Origin of the sequence: Sebaldella sp. S0638, from assembly GCF_024158605.1 — a bacterium.
GTDB lineage: Bacteria > Fusobacteriota > Fusobacteriia > Fusobacteriales > Leptotrichiaceae > Sebaldella.
In genome coordinates this window covers 18,567-37,047 of sequence record NZ_JAMZGM010000034.1, presented here as the reverse complement: position 1 = coordinate 37,047, position 18,481 = coordinate 18,567, and the positions used below count along the sequence as shown (strand labels likewise).

Sequence of the window (18,481 nt, the reverse complement as noted above, 5' to 3'; positions counted from 1 at the left end):
TGTCTATTTTGTGATACTCATTTTTTTATTTAAAAATTCTTCTTTTTTTCCTTGACATTTTATAACTGGTCTAATTTAAAGTTATATTTCTTTATATTCTTATTTTTTAAAAACATAGCACATACCTTAAAAGAACAGCCCCCGATTTTTCTTACAATTTACTAAATTCCCAGAAATTTTTCTCTAATTATTTATTTTCTTTCTCTTATAAAATGTTTTTTCTTACTTGTACTGCTGTTAATCAGATAAAGCCTGCATAAACATTTGTTTATCAATTCCAATTATTTTATGTTAGATTAATTGACTTTATCAGCAATACACCGTTCTTTTTCATTTCTTCAACAGCTTTCAGACTATCATCAGGATTAATGTTTACTCCCTTACAGCCGTCCTCTATAAGCCAGACTTTATACCCCAGTTTCAAAGCATCCATAATTGTATATTTCACACAGTAATCTGTGGCAAGCCCCATTACATACAATTCCTGTATTCCGTTCTCCACAAGATAGGCACTTAAATCTGTTTTATTTTTTCTGCCGTTATCAAAAAAGCCGCTGTAACTGTCTACTTCTTTATCTTTTCCCTTATAGACAATTTTGCTTATGTTTTTCCTGTTCAATCTGTCATGAAATTCAGCTCCCGGGGTATTTTCCACGCAATGCACAGGCCACCATACCTGTGGAAGTCCGTTTAACATACCCGTTTCACCTGCATTCGTATTAGAATTCACCGCAAAACTCTTGTGCTCTGCCGGATGCCAGTCCTTTGTCGCAATAATCAGATTCCTGTTTTTGGCGAATATCCTCATTGCCCTGTTTGCTGTTTCTATTACTTCATCACTGTTCCTTACTTCCAAAGCACCTCCTCTGCAGAAATCTTTTTGTAAATCAATTAACAATAATGCTTTTTTCATGCTGTCACCTCACAAAAAAATTATTTTTCATCCCAATTATAGTTTACCATGTATTTTATTTTTAGAAAAGTATTTAGATTTCATATTTTTAAATTTTTTTTTATAATTGTTTACAATTGAAATAACTGACATTTTTTAGCTTTATAAATTTTATTTTTTCGTGTATAATTATTCTTGGTGATAAAATGAGTATTGATAGCATATTAAATAAAATTTTCGGACTCAAGGCTGTTCCGAAAAAAAATCTGGATAATATAAATTTCGTTCTGGAAAAACTCGGGAATCCCGAAAAAAATCTAAAAATAATACATATTGCCGGTACAAACGGAAAAGGCTCTGTTGCTTCCATGCTGGAATCTGTTCTTATAAAGGCCGGCTTTAGTGTGGGAAAATTTACTTCTCCCCATATTACCAGATTTAACGAAAGAATTATTTACAATAGGGAAGAGATTCCAGATCATGAAATAGCCGGACTTTTTTATATAATCGAAGAAATTACGGAAAAATACAATATATATCTGAATTTTTTTGAAGTTACCACAATAATGATGTTTTGTTATTTTAATAAGGTAAAACCTGATTACGTAGTTATAGAATGCGGGCTTGGCGGTCGTCTTGACGCTACTAATACCGGTAATTCTTTCTTATCTGTTATCACGAATATAAGCTTTGATCATACGGCTATACTGGGTAACACTCTTGAAGAAATTGCCTTTGAAAAAGCCGGCATAATACATGACGGACAGCTTTGCATTTTTGCTGGGAATCATCATGAACTTACAGAGGCTGTGAAGAAAAAAACAGACAATTTTATTGATGTTATGACCAAATATAAAGATGTGGGTATTTCACTTGATAATACTGATTTACAGACAAGAGTTTCTGTTAATAACAGTATTTTTAAAATTCCGCTGTACGGCACTTTTCAGGGATGGAATTTTTTATTGGTTTATGAAGCTGCAAAAATTCTTAATATCGAAGATTCAGTTATTGCTGATGCTTTATCTGATGTCAGATGGCCCGGAAGATTTGAGATTTTCTCAAAAGAGCCTTTGATTATTCTTGATGCAGCACATAATACAGATTCAGTAAAGGTATTAAGAGATAATATTCTTTCACTTTATGCTAAAGAGGAAACTGCGGTAATTATATCAGTTTTAAAAGACAAAAATATAAATGAGATTTTTCCTCTTGTGGAGGATTTTTCTGCTGATATTTTTTGTACTTCATTGAAAGAAAACCACAGGGGTTTATCTTCTGAAGAACTGCAAAACATCATAAAAGAAAATCATTTTAAGGCATCTTATTATTTTGAAGATGATCTTGATAAACTCACAAAAGCAGCTCTTTCTCTTAATAAAAAAGTTCTTATTGTATGCGGTTCATTTTACCTTATTTCAAAATTCAAGAACTTTTGGAATACTAAAACTTAATAATTCTGTATCTAAAAACAGAGGCTGTATTGGGTAAATACAATACAGCCTCTTTTATCTTATTTTTATACATTTTCGCTCAGAGTAGCAGCTCCTTTTCCATCTTCTTCTGCTGCCTTCTCTATTTCATTTTCCTCTTCGTTCAGCTTTGTTACAGTGTCAGTGGCATTTTCTTCTTTTTCTATTTCATCCACTGATTTTCCTGTGATAATTGCTCTTACTTCTGCTCCTGTTATAGTTTCTTTTTTCAAAAGCAATTCCGCTACCTGATCTAATTTTTCTCTGTTCTCTCTTAATAAATTTAAAGTATTGTCATACTCTCTTTTTATAAGATTTCTTACTTCCATATCAATTTCTCTTGCTGTCTCGTCACTCATTCCATTTCCGAACATGAATTCCCCGTCATTTAACGGTTCCAGATTCACAGGCCCGAGTTCTTTACTCATACCTACTTTTGTTACATAAGCTTTAGCAAGATTAGTAACATGTTTTATATCCGAATATGCTCCTGTACTTACATCATCCAGTACGAGTTCTTCAGAAGCTCTTCCTCCAAGTGATACTCTCATGCTTGCTATTATTTCCTTACTTCCTGTTACTAGTTTTTCTTCAGGAAGAGGCATCATGTATCCTCCGGCACTTCCTCTTGGTATTATAGTAACCTTATGCACAGGATCAGCATTTGGCGTAAGTTCTGTTACCAGAGCATGTCCTGCTTCATGATATGCAAGAAGTCTTTTTTCTTCAGGCTTTATTATTTTAGATTTTTGTCCCAGACCCATTCCGATTTTATCTACTGCTTCATCAAGGTCTCCCATATTTATAACATCTCTTCCGTCTCTTGCTGCAAGTATTGCTGCTTCATTCAAGAGATTTTCAAGGTCTGCTCCTACGAATCCCGGAGTTATTTTTGCTATATCTTCTAATTTTACATCATCTGCCAGTTTTTTATTTTTTGCATGGACTTCAAGGATAGCTATTCTTCCTTTTACATCCGGTGCATCTACGCTGATTCTTCTGTCAAATCTTCCGGCTCTCAGTAATGCCGGATCTAATACATCTTCTCTGTTTGTCGCAGCTACCACTATGATCTTTTCATCAGTTTCGAAACCGTCCATTTCCACAAGAAGCTGATTCAGAGTCTGTTCTCTTTCATCATTTCCGCCGTGTTTTCCTGTTCCTCTTTTACGTCCTACTGCATCTATCTCATCTATAAATATAATTGCAGGTCTGCTCTTTTTCGCCTTTTCAAATAAGTCTCTTACTCTTGAAGCTCCGACCCCCACGAACATTTCTACGAATTCAGAACCTGATATGCTGAAAAACGAAGCTCCCGACTCACCGGCTACTGCTTTGGCAAGTAATGTTTTACCAGTTCCCGGACGTCCCAGAAGCAATACACCTTTTGGTACTCTTGCACCTGCTTTGGTAAATTTTTCAGGATTTCTCAGGAATTCTACTATTTCTTTCAACTCTTCCTTAGCTTCATCCACTCCTGCTACATCGTCAAATTTTACTTTAGATATATTTTCTTTTTTATTTGCCTTTGTTTTTCCGAAGTTAAATATCTGACCGGGTCCTCCCTGACCATTTGACATCTTTTTGCTTAAATAAACAAATGCACCTATTATTATAACAAACGGTAAAAAGTTAAACACAAGAGGCCAGAAATAATTAGGCCCTGTAGGCTGCTGTACTTTCAGGTTAATATTTTTCGATTCTATTACACCCATTAAGTTAGGATCTTCTCCTACTCTGTCAGTAATTTTTCTTGCTTTATAAATTACGTCTTTATTATTTTCTTTTAATTTTGTAGTTATAAAATCATCTTTTTCTTCTACTTCTTTTATCTGTCCGTCTTTGATTTTATTGATAAATTCCGTATATTGTATTTCTTTCACATTCTGCATTGAAGTATTTAATTTATCAGTAAGATTAGGAGCAGTTGTCAAAACCAGAATAAGCAGCACCAGTCCCAGAATAAACGGCAGCTTGCCATAGGGGGGCTTCTGGTTATTATTATTATTTTTGTTATTCTGTTCTCTTCTTTGCTTTTTCAGCTCGTCGAGTCTTTTGGATATATCATCTTTTTTATTATCATTATTATTTTGCATTTTTCCTCCTAATAATTAATTTCATTTGCATTTTTATTTTGCACCTGTTTCATTATTTAATTTAGTCACAGGGACACTTCCCTTTGATTTTTTATTTATTTGAAAAAATTATTTCCTACTTCTATCTAATGAACATACAACAATTATTACAATGACTGTTATTCCCGCAATAAATATTCCCAAAAGTATAAAAAACGGTAATAAGTTAAATACAAGAGGCCAAAAATAATTAGGTCCTCTAGGCTGCTGTACTTGCAAGTTTATATTTTGAGTTTCAATGATTCCCATTAAGTTACTGTCTTCTCCTACTCTGTCAGTAATTTTTTCTGCTTTGTAGATAACATCACTGTTGTCTTCTTTTATAACTGTCATTATAAACTCATCTTTTTCTTTTACTTCTTTTGTCTGACCGCTTTCAATTTTACTCACGAAATCATCATATGATATAGTTCTTTCAGTATTTCCAGAAGTATTCGCATGATTCGATATTATAAATATCACAGTCAATATCAGAATAATTATAACTACACCTGCAAACAATGGCTTACTATAGGAAGACTTTTTATTTTTGTTCTTCTGCATTTTTCCTCCTAATAATTAATTTCATTTGTGCTTTGTTCTCAATATTTTCTGTTAATTCCAATTTTCCTGATATTTTTATATCACCTATTGCTGCTATTTCATTATCTAATTCTATTATAGGAATTCTGTCTCTTTCCCGTTTTTCAATTTTTTCATCAATCAAAATCTTTTTTATCTTCTTATACCCAAGGTTTTTCAGGTATATTCTGTCACCCTCTTTTCTGCTTCTTACTTTTATCTTTGTACTGTCCCTGAGAAAAATCACTTTTCCTTTTTCCCGGGCACCCTCTTTTATAGTTTTATTTGTTACCTCAAGTAAATAATCTCCCCATTCCGATACTATTCCTTCTTCCAGGATAAGTTCATCAGGAAGAGGTATATATTCGTTTTGAAAAATCACCTCTAGTTTATCATAATTTTTGTAAAGTATAAAGCTATTTCCTAAATTTATTTCTTTATTTCCGTTTGAATTTATCAATTCTCCTATCTGTCTGATTTTTTCCCTGCTCACATCTATGTCATACATGGAAATCAAATCAAAAATCCTTTTATTCTGCAAAGTTTTATCCATTTTTTTCAGGTCTGAAAGCCATAAGACTTTTTCCCTGCTTTTTTCCATATCTTCAAGATTATTTATTTCTTCAATTAATCCTGATATCTTTTCCCTAAATAAAGGATTAACCTCGCCAAACAAAGGGAAAATCAAATTTCTGATTTTATTTCTGGTATATTTTATTTCAAAATTCGTAGAATCTAGCCTGTATTCTTCACCTGTATTGTCTAATACTTCCAGAATAAAGTCTTTTCTGAATTCTAATATAGGTCTTATTATTGCTCCTCTTTTTACGGGAATTCCTTTTAACCCGTTCAGAGCTGTCCCCCTTAAAAGCCTGAATATAAAAGTTTCGATATTATCATCAAGATTATGTCCTGTAGCTATTTTATCAATATTATTTTCTTTCATAATATCAAAAAATATTCTGTATCTCTCTTCCCTGCCCGCTTCCTCTTCGGAAATTTTCTTTCTGGCAGCGGTTTCCTTTATGTCAGCTTCTCTTATATAATACCTTACCTTATATTTTTCTGCAAATTCTTTTACGAATTTTACATCTTCTTCTGCTTCTTCCCGAAGTTTATGATTTACATACACTAATTCCAGTTTAAGACTCAGACTTTCCCTGAAAAAATTTATGCAGTGAAAAAGAAAAACCGAATCCGGTCCTCCTGAAAAAGCTATTAATACTTTATCTTTTTCTTTTAGTAAATCATATTTTTCAATAGTTTTTTTTAATCTGTCGGTTATCCTAAAATCCAGCATCTCGATATTCCTCTATTTTTATTCCTGTGAAATAATATTTTAAAATCTGGTCATATTTTTTATTTTTCTCAGCCTGCGCATAAGCTCCCCACTGGGCCAGCCCTACTCCGTGTCCTGATCCGTTTCCGTTAAACACAAATGAACTTCCGCTTTCGCTGTAGTCAAACACTGTACTGAAAATATTAGTGTACCCTACTCTTTTTCTAAATTCGTTTCCTGTTACTTCCACTGTTCTTCCATTCCCTTTCAAACGCAGCAGTTTCACTCTGTTGTCCTTTTTTTCCACTTCTATTGTTTCCGGATAAACACCGAATATTTTACTCAGCCTGTCTTTTGTTATTGTATAACTCCAGTATCTTCTCGGTGAATCCATTACGTTCCCTGCATCGTCCACTGCTTTCAGATACTCCACAGGAACACCGCCCCATACATCTTCCACATTAGCTGTATATCCTCCGCTGTCGTCATGGAATATTGCATTAATCGGCTCGCCTTTGTATGTCATTACTATGTTTTTGGTATTGTCCACGAGACTGTTAATCTTCACATCTTCTGCTGCTATTCCTTTATATACCTGTGAATTCACATTATCTACCATATCATAATTTTTGAATTTGGAATTCTTGGCATTATAATAAGAATATGTTCTTGAAGTTACTATCTGTGCTTTTACAGCTTCATCAGGAAACTTTTTACCGATTTCCGACGGTACTACACTGTAAAGATACTGATCCATCTCCACAAGATTAACCGGAACTATTCTTCCGTTCTCTATAATAAGGTCAAAGTTCCCGCGATAACCGTCAAAACTTTTCCCGCTCTTGCTTATATATAAAAAGTCAGCTCCTTCAGGTTTCAAAACTATGTCATTATATGACTGCCCTTCATAGGTCACTGAATTTTTTCCTGCAGAAAACTTAACTTCTCTTTTTTTATCAAGAAGCACTCCGTTGGAAAAAACTTCTATTTCATTATTTGCCCTCACATATAGCTGATTTCCTGAATTACTTAAAATAGCAATTTTCATTTCTTTGGCAAAAAATATACTTTGAATCATAAGGAAAACAGCTGTTAATATTATTTTCAGCTTCATATTATTTTAACTGCCCAGTCTCCTTTCTTTTCTTCAAATGCTCATCATGAGTCTTTGAATAGTAAGTCTCTCCTTTATATGTAAAAAAGAATAAATCTCCTGTAATTTCTGCATTTTCCACCGCATCAAAAGTTTCTTTCGACGGATTTGATATTGGTGTAGGGGGAAGCCCTGTGTGCTTATAGCTGTTATACGGCGACATATCAGAGAGAAGTTCCTTTCTGTATGCCTGTCTGCCAAGTTTATACTTTAAGGTTGCATCTGACTCAAGTCTCATATTGATCTCCAGTCTTTTCAAGAATATTCCTGCTACCTTGGTTTTATCTTCTTTTTTAGACACTTCCAGTTCTACCACTGATGCAAGCTTTAATTTATTATAAAAATCATTTTTATCCGGATACTTTTCAGGAGGATAAACTCTTAAGAATTCCTTCAAAATAGCATTTATTACTTCCTTCTCGCTTGTTCCTTCATAAAAGAAGTAAGTTTCCGGGTAAAAATATCCTTCATAGTTATTATCAAGGTGCGGATAAGGAAAGTCCGCTTCCTTTAATGCCTGCTCTAATTTTTCTCTTGATCCGAGACCTAGTTTCTCTATTCTCTCGAACACCTGTCTGTTAGAAAAGCCTTCTGGTATAGTCAATCTTATCTCATCACTTTTCCCGCTTACTATTTTATTAATGATTTCCAGTCTGCTTACTTTCCCGTTAAATTTATAGGAACCGACTCTTGCTTTTGATCCGTTACCTGTAATTTTCAGGTATACCTTATCAGTCAGGGTATACTTTATATCCAGATCCTTGTAAATCTGGTTAAAATTTTCACCCTTTCTTACGACTACATATTTATTGTTAAATTCTTTTACCGGCATAAGCATTGTTATAAAAAAAAGTAAAAATAAAAATATCAATAAACCTATAAATGCGCTAAAACATATTATAATTTTTTTCATTATTCTCCTTTAATGTTAATTTTTGGGTATTTCTACAGCTTCATCAAAATCTATAGTACCGCTTTCTCCGAATCTGCTTAATCTTTCATAAAATTCCTTTTCTTCCTGAGCTTTTATTGCTTCACTCTCGTCATATACCAGAGGATCGTAGCTTATTCTTTTTAATCTTGAAATACTATAACCCTGTTTTTTAATCTCAGCCATTATTTCATTTACTTTCTGACTGCTTGGTGTTTCACTTCTTGTCAAAACTCTTATTATATTCTCTTTCTTAAAATAAATAACAAGATACTTCATATCATCATCATAATACAGAACCTTATTTTTATAATTTATCGGCCCGTTTTTTCTAACATAAAAATAAATATTTTTTTTATCTTCCAGTACCCATGCTCTTTTTTCATCTTTTATCCATGTATTTCTCTTGGGATTATAGCTTTTGGTAATATAACTGTATCCCTGTCCTTCCTGTACCAGATTTATTGTTATATTTTCCAGGTTTTTCGTTTTTATGTCATTGTCATAAAGTAAATACCATATACCTGAAGCTTTATCCACATCGAATCTCAGTTTGGGATTCACTGCATTATCAATTTTATTAATAACATCAGTCACTGATGAATAAGACACTATATTAAATAATAAAAATGAACATAGAATACCAATATATAATTTTTTCATTTTAATTTCACCTTTTCATTTTTTAAATATTATAGCATATTACGGCTTTTAAATAAAGATTATACTCAAAACTATAGTATCTTTTTTTCAAAGCCTTGGATAAATTTCTGTATCTAAAATTCCACAAAAATACCCCGTAATAAAAATCACGGGATATCTGTATATGCTATTATTTTTTACTGTTCTTTGCCAGAATTCTGCTAAGTTCTTCCAAAATAGCACTTGCACTCTCTTCTGAAAATTTTTCCGTTTCCTCTTCTTGTACTACTTCTTCTGCTGCTGCTTTTTGTTCCAACTCAGGCTCTTCTTCTGTTTTTTCATCTTCTTCGGCAACTGCTTCATCAGTAATTGCCTCATCATCAGCCACTTCGGCTTTTTCTGCTTCCAGCGGCTCTTCTATATATTCAGACTCTTTTTTTATTATATCTTCGATATCTACTCTGGCTTCCTCTTTTACCTCTTCCACGATTTCTTCTTTTTCTTCTTTAATTTCTTCTTTTACGAAAAAATCAGGTTCTTTTTCTTTTTTTAGCGGTTCCGGTTCTTTGTATACCACACTTCCTACGCCGTTCATTTCAGCCAGTTTTATATCCTTTATCCCAGCATCCAGAAGCTCTATACCGTACTTTCTTTCTTCCTTCTTCACTTTTTCCAAAACATACTTTCCTATTTCTACTCTATGCTCAAGAAGGTCTTCAAGATAATTTACTCCCACATACTCTCTCAAAATCATCTGAATAAGAATATATATCTGATTTTCTATATTATTTATCTCTTTGTAATTAGTAATAGGATCCACTACTCTGTATTGTGCTATAAAATTAAACTTCAGCATAACTCTGTCTTTAGTCAGAATTTCCTCTCCCTGCATATCCAGCTGCTTTATTCTAAGGTCTATAGGATACACTTCTATCTTCTGATGTCCGTTCCAAAAGCAATATACCCCTGATTTAAGAGTCTTTCTGTACTGATTGTCTATAATAAGAAGTCCGGCTTCATAATCCTTTACTTCATATTTAGTATATACACCTTCGAGCTTATCCAGAATATCCAGATATTTTTCATCTATCTCTATTCCGTTATTCAGGTCTATTATCTCAAAATAATTATCTTTCAGCTTATTCCAGAAAAGATAACTTCCTGCAAGACACTTCCCTTTGAAAAGATCGTCCTGATACCAGAGTAAAAGCTCTTTTTCCCTTACTTTTTTTATGTCAAAATCATGAATCAATTCCGGCTCTGTATCAAAGATTTTTTCCATTGTCTCATCATAAATCATTACTTCTCTTAAATCTATTTTCTGAAAAGTATTCTTGAAATATTTTTTAGAAGCTGCATATGTTCCGCTTTTCAGTATTTTTTCATATACTCCGCTTTTAAAATAAAGAGCTATATGATAATCCTCTATTTCTATTATGTCAAACATCTCACCCAGTTTTGTCTTGGCAAAGACATTTTTTATCTTTTCATCCATCTCAAATGCTGTTTTCAAATCCAGCTTAGCATATGAATTTCTCCCTACGACATTCCAGAATGCGTATTTCCCTTCATAGAAACCGCCCTGAAATATTCCGTCTCTGTAATATATTAATATCTCATCTTCATGAACTTCCAACACCTGCAGTTCTTCTGCGAGCCTTTCATTCTGAAGAAGGAGAAAATCCAGATTTCTTTCTGTTTCAAATAAACCTTCGCAAATATATTTTTCATGTTTTTTATTCGATAATCGGGAAATTTTATAAGTTCCGCTTTTCAGGTATTCTATCAGTTTCTCGTTTTTAAATACCAGAACCCTTTCTCCCTCACCTATTATGTATTTCATTCAATCATACCTCCTTACCTTATACCTCTTCCTATCTATCAGAAACTCCTAAGTTATTCTTATCATTATATAACACCCCAAATAATAGCATTTTTTAGGTAAAAAGTAAATTAAATTAATGTATTTATCAAAAAAATTGTTGACTTTTACATTTTTTTCGATTTTTTTAATTTTATATTTAAATTTTAATTTTTATTATTTAATCTAAATTGATAATATATATGTTATACTATATAAAAATAGCTTTAAAAGGAGTTTGAAAATGCGAAAATTTTTTATATCCTTATTTTTGATTGTATTATTGTTTTCATGCGGCAAAAAGGAGAAGCCTATTGAAATAGACAACGAAAATAATTTATCTGATAATGTAACTGAAGAAGCACCTGTAAAAGAGAAGAAAATAATCACCATTACTGCTGTAGGCGATATAATGCTCGGAAGCAATTATCCTTCTGATTCTTCCCTTCCGCCTGGAAATGCAAATATATTAAAAGATGTAGAAACTTATCTTAAAGATTCTGATATTACTTTTGGAAATCTCGAAGGAACCCTTTTTGACAGCGGCGGAAATCCTAAAAGCTGCTCTAATCCGTCTGTGTGTTATGTTTTCAGAACACCTTCTTCTTTTGGACAATACCTGGCAAATGCAGGATTCGATGTTGTAAGCATTGCGAATAACCATAACGGAGACTTTGGTCCTGTAGGAAGAGCAAAAACAAAAGAAAATCTTGATAATCTTGGAATTAAATATGCCGGTCTCGCAGGAACAGATGAATTTATTATTTTTGAAAAAGACGGTATTAAATATGGATTTGCTGCATTTGCACCTAATAATGGTACTGTAAGTATAAACGATATTCCACATGCTGAAAAAATTGTAAAACAGCTGAGAGAAAATTCTGATATAGTTATAGTTTCTTTTCACGGCGGTGCTGAAGGCGACGAATATCAGCATGTTCCCAAAAGAAATGAGATGTTTTTCGGGGAAAACAGAGGAGATGTATACGATTTTGCCCATAAGATGGTCGATGCGGGTGCTGATATAGTTTTTGGCCACGGACCGCATGTTATAAGAGCGGTAGAATTATATAACAACAAATTTATATCTTACAGTTCGGGGAATTTTGCCACTTACGGAAATTTCAGCCTTACTGGTGTAAAAGGAATTGCTCCTCTTTTCAAAATAAAACTTGATGAAAACGGAGACTTTACAGAAGGCGAAATCATATCTATATATCAGGTAAAAGGAAGCGGACCAAAAGTTGATACCAAAAAAAGAGCACTTCAAAAGGTTATTGAACTGACCGAGAGTGACTTTCCCGATACGCCGCTTTCATTCTCAAGCGACGGGATTATTACTAAAAAGAAATGATTTTACCAGTCAAGTCTAAAACTTAGTATTTTATAATAAAAGGCTGCATCAGAAATATTTATTTTTCTTGATGCAGCTTCTTTTTATTTACCATTAATTATGATACATATTTAAAATTTTATAATTCTGGGAGCATTTCCCGAACGATCATAAATTTTTGCAGTTCCGGCTGTTAATTTGAAAATTTTAAAAATGTGATTATCAGCAGTTTGGAAACGCTGATTCAAAAACGGATTATTCGCAATTATCATTTCTTTAATTGCCATATCCTCAACAAAAGCTATTTCAGCATTTATCTGTATCCATGATTGTTGATCAATCATAGTTGTAAAAGATATAAAAGGATTTTTTTGCAAATCCCTGAAAAGACTTGTTTCTGTGGAGGTACTAAAAAATAATGTTCCTTTATCCTCCATTGCTAATGCAACCGGTCTGTTATTTGGTCTGTTGTCGTCGTCAGCTGTTGCTGCAAAGACCATAGGGCAACTTTTTAGTATATTTATTATATTATCCATATTTTGCTCCTTCTTTATTGTTTTTTTTAGCATTTATATCATTCAGCCTGCCATTTTTTTATATCTTCAAGCTTATACGTCCCGTTTTTATCTTTAAATTCTGTAATATACGAGGTCTGGCATCCAATTCCCCATATAGGATCATTTGGTACAGGAATATATCACCCCGTAACTTCAAAAGTATTTCTGTCTATGTTTTTCAGCGGTTTCCCCAGATAATAAATATAGTTTTTATCTGCACCAAATACTCCGTCCAGATCCTTAAAAGTCTCGATATCAGCTTTGTCCACATTCACCTGTTCACCCAAACCTATATATGTCACTTTCTTTTCCCCAAAACTATAATGCGGAAAAAAGCAGCTCAGAGAAAATCCAAACTGAAAAAACATAAATAATCCTGCTAAAATAAATAACTTCTTTTTCATATTTTTCCTCCTCTATATTTTTTATAAGTAATACCTATTTCTTAATCTTCATCTTCGAAAGCCATTTTTATATCTATAAATTGTATTACCAGAGAACATATCTTATCATTTTCATCATAACCGAAATAAACAGGATAAGTTCCGTCTCCGAAACCGCTTTGAAATACAGGCATATGAAGATTCGTACCAGGTACGCACCAGTTTATCCAGTCTCCGCCCTCACGCTGATATTTAGGGTTTTCTTTATAATTTTTGCTGAAAATATCTGCAAAATAATCATCATAGATATTTCCTTCTGGATTTTCCTCATGCCAGTTCATAAAAAATTCGTCAAAAGCAATAAGTGTTTCTTTATCAAGTATAGTTCCCAATCCTGCATCTACATTAAAACCGAAATACTCCCCTTCTTCAAGATCGCTTATATCTTCATGCCCCAATAGAGCTTCTCCGAATCTCACAGCTTTATTTTCATTGAACTTTACTCTGACAGCAGCATATCTTGCACAGTCTTCCTCTGATAAAATAACTGCCCCTACTGCTTCAAATTCTCCTGCGGGAACTTTTTCAAAATAAGGCTCTTCATCTTTATTCAGATACACAAGAGGATCTCTTACCAAAATTTCTCCGCTTGGCAAGGATACTTTCCCGAAAGAAAGTCTGTCCAGCTTCTGTCCGGCTATTTCATCCAGCTCAAAATATTCATTTAAATCATTTGGACATGATAAAACCTCTCTTTTTTTCTTCCATATTTCCATCCATTCATTTGTTGGTCTCATAATTTTCTCCCTCCATTATTATTCTTCCGGTTCCCAGTTTTCTACTTCCTGAAATTCTCCATTCTCATCCCTCATAAATGCTGTATTTATCCCTGACATCAAAAAAGGGATAATGTCAGTATCGTAATTAGCTATTGTATTCAGATGATAAATTCCTGAATTATCAGGATTTTCCATATATTCATCCGTTTCGTCTCCGGCAGTAAAACGCCATACGCTGTCTCCGTCAAAATCCGGTATTTCCCTGTACATATATCCTACCTTTTCTCCGCTGACTGTTATTCTGTCAGTGGCAAAACATCCGGCAGCACCTTCCCATTGAAGAATATCTTTAATCTCTTCTTTTTTCAGATAAAAATCTTTTATTGGTTTCCATTCCTTTATATTTTCTCTGTTTATATCCACCACATGGTCGAAATCGTCACCAAACAGATCTAAAAGTACCTCTGCATTATTCTCCCTTTTGAATTCCATCTCCTCATTATAAAGCGGAAACATCTGGTAAAAGTTCACTATATCGCCATTTGGCAAAGATAGGCTTCCTGCTTTTTCATTTTCTGAATAAGGATTCAAAAGTAAAATCCCTGAAAGCCCTGTATTTTCAGCAAAAGGTTCTCCATTCGGAATAGTATGTCCCCAGCCAAGCCATGTGTTCTCCTCCAGAGGAAATCTGGCAAGAATTTTCAGCCATCTTACAGGCCAGTACCATTTTTCATCTGTATTCTGTACTTCCCAGTCAGAAGGAAGCGTCACCATTAATTCGGCTCTTTCCAGCCTGTATCCTTTTAACCCGTCAGGAACATTCATTATATATGCTCCCATTCCCATAGTCACAAGAGTATAAAAATCTCTTTTTTCATCAGGCGGTATTATTGCAATATCTACATGAATATCAGGCGAAATCATTTCATGAAATACATTGGAAAATTCCCCGAAAAACTCTCCGATATGATTTTCCAAAATGTCTATTTCATTTTCATCATAGAAAAAAACTTCATTTTTATTTTCCATAAAATACCCTCTTTACTTTTTTTGTTTCTATTATTATAACATAATAAGTCTTCAAGTCAAACTTTACACTATTCTCTGATATACTAACCTTTTTATTTTCAGATATTAAAAAAAACCATACCAAAATTCTATTTCAATTTCGATATGGTTTTATTGTATATTAAAACATTATTTTAAATCCGGCTGTTACTGCTGCCAGTCTGTCATCTGAAAATACTCCGCTTTCATAACCTGCATATAATGATAAATTATCTTTATACACATACTGTAAATCTATTCCGAGATTCAGATCATTTTTATCTGCTGTTCTGCTATTCATCCCTATATTTCCGTCAAATCCGCTCATTATTACATGTTTATTGTCATAAGGGCTGCTCATTTCATATGTATAAAGCATCTTTGGCTGTATCATGAATTTATTGTTTTTACTGTTATATGCTGTGAAATCTGCTCTGATTCCTGCTGCTGCTTTTACAGAAAATCCGTTATATGATTCCACACTTGCTCCGGTTCCGCCTTCTTCACTATATGCACTTTGCTCTATGTAGTCAAGAATTATACCAGTTGTCGGCTTTAATGTGATATAGTTATTAATTTTATGTCCATATTCCAACATAGTGCTTCCTCCAAGCGACCATGAACGGAAGTTTCCTGTTAAAGCTGTATTGCTGCCGTCATATGTTACTTTTCTTTCAGTATCATTATCACTTGTATTATAGCTTATTATTGATGTCCACTTTAAGTTTGGTGTTAGTTCCTGTTCTACTGCACCTGACAAAATCCATGTATCGGAAATCTGTTGTGAATCGCCGCTGTCTTTATAATTATATTCTGCATTTATATAGCCGAGAAATCCTCCTATTGCAGTTTTTTCAGCTATTTTTTCCATTCTCCCCAAGAGAATTCCAGATGTTCCGCTTTTATACCCGCTTATACCATCGTGGTCATTTATATTTGAATTGCTTCCAAAGATATTAACATATGTTCCGCTTACATTTTCGTTTCTTTTGATCAGCATTGTATTCAAACTGTTATTTATCATTTTATTTTGTGTATATTGCTGATAAACCTGATTTCCCGTCAATGCATTCGCCGTCAGTTCATCTGAGGCTGTTTTCAGGGCTTCACTGCTGTTTATCTGTTTTAATGCGTTATACACGCTGTTTTTCGTCTTATTATTTTCTGACCCTTCATAGTTAGCTTCCAGTACATTTCCCAGATCTCCTGAAAAAATATCCTGAAAATTCTTTCTTGTCAGGGTAACTTTATATCCGCTGCTTGTTTTATCTGCATTTACTGTAAATATTTTAGATTCTGATATGATTTTCCCGTCTCCGGTCACATTTCCCACATTGAGATTATTCATTTCATAAATGTTTTTTGAAGAATCAAGTGTTCTCTGTGAATTAACATACATATTACTATCTAAAATCAGATTATCTGCCTGTATATTTCCTGTTTTACTATCCAGTACGAATTTTCCGCCGCCATATATATTTACTGTCTTGCCAAGAATGGACCCGCTGTTTATAAGAGTTGACTCGGAATCAAGAGAATAAAATTTCCCTAATGAACTTACATTTTCTGCACCTTTTGACGCAAAGTCAGTATTTTCAGCAGTTACTGTATCTGTTTCAGTTCCGTTAGTCAGAGTAATTACAGAATTCGGGGTTAATTTCACTGTACTTTTTACAGCTTTTATTCCTATATTATTGTTTCCTTCAAGAATAATCGTACCATCATTTATGAAATTTGAATAAGATACAGAAACTCCTGTTTTATTGTTACCGATCAAATGTATTGTGCCGCTGTTTACCGCTGTTGAACTTCCTGTGATACTCATTCCGTAATTACCCTTATTTTCTATTGTTCCGTAATTATATCCTGTTCCGCTGAATATATCCATTCCTGAGTCGCCTGTATTTCTTATTATTCCATAGTTATATGCTGTTCCCTTATCCATTACACTCATCCCGGAACTCCCGTTATTTTGTATAACTCCGCCGTTCTCATTGACTATAACCGAATCTTTCCCTTGTACATACATTCCATTGGAAAAAGTATTCTGTATTATGCCTTTATTTGATGCATGTCCTCCGTTCATAGCACGCATACCATAATAACCTGTATTTTTTATAATACCTGTAGATTCGTTAACGGCTGTACTCCCTGTACCGGTTACATACATTCCATCCTGATCATTTCTTATTTCACCGTAATTAGTAGCTTTTCCTCCAGCTTCTGAATACATACCATATAGTTTTGTATTTGCGATAACACCTGTACTGGTATTAATAGCATGAGATCCGGCATATGTCGATGTCATTCCGTACATTCCTATTGTCTCAATTTTCCCCTTATTTATGGCTGTAGCACCTGAGACTGCCTGCATACCTGCTATGTCATATACATAAGCGGTAGATGCTGTCCCATTTCTTATGATTCCGCTTTCTTCATTTATTGCTGTGGTTCCTACTCCTTTGGCATACATACCTCTGCAATTAGAGTTAATTATCAAACCACGGTTTATTATAGTTCCTGCATTATCAGCATACATTCCAAAATATCCATATCCGCTTGCTGCTCCGTTGCTGATAATTCCGCTGCTTTCATTTATTCCTCTGGAATCAGTACCTGTTATATACATCCCGTAATAAGAAGTATTTTTTACTGTTCCTTCATTTCTTCCTGTACCGCCTTCTGTTACATATATTCCCGCAAGTCCGGTATTTTTATCACTAATATCTCCATTTTCTATTATTCCGGAAAAACCGTTTACAGCTTCTGAATTTGCTCCATTTACTAAAATCCCATAATTTCTGCTGTTTCTTATTGTTCCGTTATTCACAAATGATGAACCTTCTGTTACTTCCACACCTTTATCACCTGAATTTGCTATCACAGAATTGTTTACCATTTGGGAATTTCCTGATAATTTTACTCCTGCATTTTCCCCTGTTATTGTTCCATTATTTTCAAAATATGCCTCATTTTCCACTAATACTGTGTAATCTGAATCTGAATGAAGAATTTTATTATTATATACAAATGTATTTTTGTCTGTCATCCACAATGCTTCGTGATTTAATGAACTAATATCATCTGAAACGTAATATCTCAGTATTTCTCCGCTTTTATTTTTCTCTGCCTTTACTATACTGTCTTCTTTTACCACCGGAAACGGGTCTGAAACCGGAGTTGGGTCAGGATCAGGAGTTGGATCAGGAATTGGGTCTGAATCTGGGTCAGGTATAACACCACTGTCAGTCTCTTTATTATTCTTTTGGCTGCTTTCAGATTTGTTTGAAAAATTTCTAAAATATGTCCCTAATAATAGAAATTCATCTTTAACTTCTTCTGTTTTCGTTATAATTCCACACGCCAGAAATATTGCCACTAATGCTGCCGTTCTTTTTTTTCTCTTCAAAAACATTTCTTTTTCTTTACCTTCCGATCGTTTAATTTTTTCTAGTC

General features: G+C 33.7%; 15 protein-coding genes. 2 read left to right on the top strand and 13 right to left on the bottom strand.

Translation table 11 applies throughout. From position 1 onward, the window contains the following. Positions 1 to 286: 286 nt before the first annotated feature. Positions 287 to 913, bottom strand: coding sequence for a bifunctional nicotinamidase/pyrazinamidase (pncA, locus tag NK213_RS10650; protein WP_253348944.1), 627 nt, complete (start codon positions 911 to 913; stop codon positions 287 to 289). Positions 914 to 1,098: 185 nt separating this feature from the next. On the opposite strand from pncA, the gene NK213_RS10645 reads away from it, so the two are divergent. Further along, positions 1,099 to 2,346 carry a folylpolyglutamate synthase/dihydrofolate synthase family protein gene (locus NK213_RS10645; RefSeq protein WP_253348943.1) on the top strand — a complete coding sequence of 416 codons (1,248 nt, stop codon included), beginning with the start codon at positions 1,099 to 1,101 and terminating at the stop codon, positions 2,344 to 2,346. A gap of 65 nt (positions 2,347 to 2,411) precedes the next feature. Here NK213_RS10645 and ftsH read toward each other — a convergent pair whose 3' ends face one another. From ftsH to NK213_RS10610, 7 genes are all read right to left on the bottom strand, one after another. Continuing rightward, positions 2,412 to 4,460 carry an ATP-dependent zinc metalloprotease FtsH gene (gene ftsH / locus NK213_RS10640; RefSeq protein WP_253348942.1) on the bottom strand — a complete coding sequence of 683 codons (2,049 nt, stop codon included), beginning with the start codon at positions 4,458 to 4,460 and terminating at the stop codon, positions 2,412 to 2,414. Positions 4,461 to 4,568: 108 nt separating this feature from the next. Next, positions 4,569 to 5,042, bottom strand: a complete 474-nt coding sequence (locus NK213_RS10635; RefSeq protein WP_253348941.1) for an ATP-dependent metallopeptidase FtsH/Yme1/Tma family protein — start codon at positions 5,040 to 5,042, stop codon at positions 4,569 to 4,571. Further along, complete coding sequence (gene tilS / locus NK213_RS10630; protein WP_253348940.1) at positions 5,023 to 6,360, bottom strand: tRNA lysidine(34) synthetase TilS; 1,338 nt, start codon at positions 6,358 to 6,360, stop codon at positions 5,023 to 5,025. Before tilS ends, NK213_RS10635 begins: the two co-directional genes overlap by 20 nt. Next, entirely contained in the window at positions 6,347 to 7,453 is a 1,107-nt protein-coding gene (locus NK213_RS10625) for a SpoIID/LytB domain-containing protein (protein WP_253348939.1), read from the bottom strand. Before NK213_RS10625 ends, tilS begins: the two co-directional genes overlap by 14 nt. A 1-nt stretch (position 7,454) precedes the next feature. Continuing rightward, entirely contained in the window at positions 7,455 to 8,405 is a 951-nt protein-coding gene (gene mltG, locus NK213_RS10620) for an endolytic transglycosylase MltG (RefSeq protein WP_253348938.1), read from the bottom strand. A 15-nt stretch (positions 8,406 to 8,420) separates the two neighbouring features. After that, positions 8,421 to 9,086: a lipocalin family protein gene (locus tag NK213_RS10615; RefSeq protein ID WP_253348937.1), complete on the bottom strand. Its 666-nt coding sequence runs from the start codon at positions 9,084 to 9,086 to the stop codon at positions 8,421 to 8,423. Between the two features lie 169 nt (positions 9,087 to 9,255). Next, positions 9,256 to 10,908 carry an SPFH domain-containing protein gene (locus NK213_RS10610; RefSeq protein WP_253348936.1) on the bottom strand — a complete coding sequence of 551 codons (1,653 nt, stop codon included), beginning with the start codon at positions 10,906 to 10,908 and terminating at the stop codon, positions 9,256 to 9,258. Between the two features lie 262 nt (positions 10,909 to 11,170). On the opposite strand from NK213_RS10610, the gene NK213_RS10605 reads away from it, so the two are divergent. After that, positions 11,171 to 12,280, top strand: a complete 1,110-nt coding sequence (locus NK213_RS10605; RefSeq protein ID WP_253348935.1) for a CapA family protein — start codon at positions 11,171 to 11,173, stop codon at positions 12,278 to 12,280. Positions 12,281 to 12,390: 110 nt separating this feature from the next. Here the strand turns inward: NK213_RS10605 and NK213_RS10600 are convergent, their stop codons facing one another. The 5 genes from NK213_RS10600 to NK213_RS10580 all read right to left on the bottom strand — a co-directional run bounded on the left by NK213_RS10600 (position 12,391) and on the right by NK213_RS10580 (position 18,434). Further along, positions 12,391 to 12,795: a pyridoxamine 5'-phosphate oxidase family protein gene (locus tag NK213_RS10600; RefSeq protein ID WP_253348934.1), complete on the bottom strand. Its 405-nt coding sequence runs from the start codon at positions 12,793 to 12,795 to the stop codon at positions 12,391 to 12,393. Between the two features lie 161 nt (positions 12,796 to 12,956). Further along, a complete protein-coding gene (locus NK213_RS10595) occupies positions 12,957 to 13,220 on the bottom strand; it encodes a DKNYY domain-containing protein (protein WP_253348933.1) in 264 nt (87 codons plus the stop codon). 41 nt (positions 13,221 to 13,261) lie between these two features. Continuing rightward, the gene (locus NK213_RS10590; RefSeq protein WP_253348932.1) at positions 13,262 to 13,996 is read right to left on the bottom strand and encodes a DUF4241 domain-containing protein; all 735 of its coding nucleotides are present in this window, start codon (positions 13,994 to 13,996) and stop codon (positions 13,262 to 13,264) included. An 18-nt stretch (positions 13,997 to 14,014) separates the two neighbouring features. Further along, positions 14,015 to 15,007 (bottom strand): DUF2185 domain-containing protein, encoded by a 993-nt coding sequence (locus NK213_RS10585; RefSeq protein WP_253348931.1) that lies wholly within the window; start codon positions 15,005 to 15,007, stop codon positions 14,015 to 14,017. A gap of 160 nt (positions 15,008 to 15,167) precedes the next feature. Further along, the gene (locus NK213_RS10580; RefSeq protein ID WP_253348930.1) at positions 15,168 to 18,434 is read right to left on the bottom strand and encodes an autotransporter outer membrane beta-barrel domain-containing protein; all 3,267 of its coding nucleotides are present in this window, start codon (positions 18,432 to 18,434) and stop codon (positions 15,168 to 15,170) included. Positions 18,435 to 18,481: the final 47 nt, after the last annotated feature.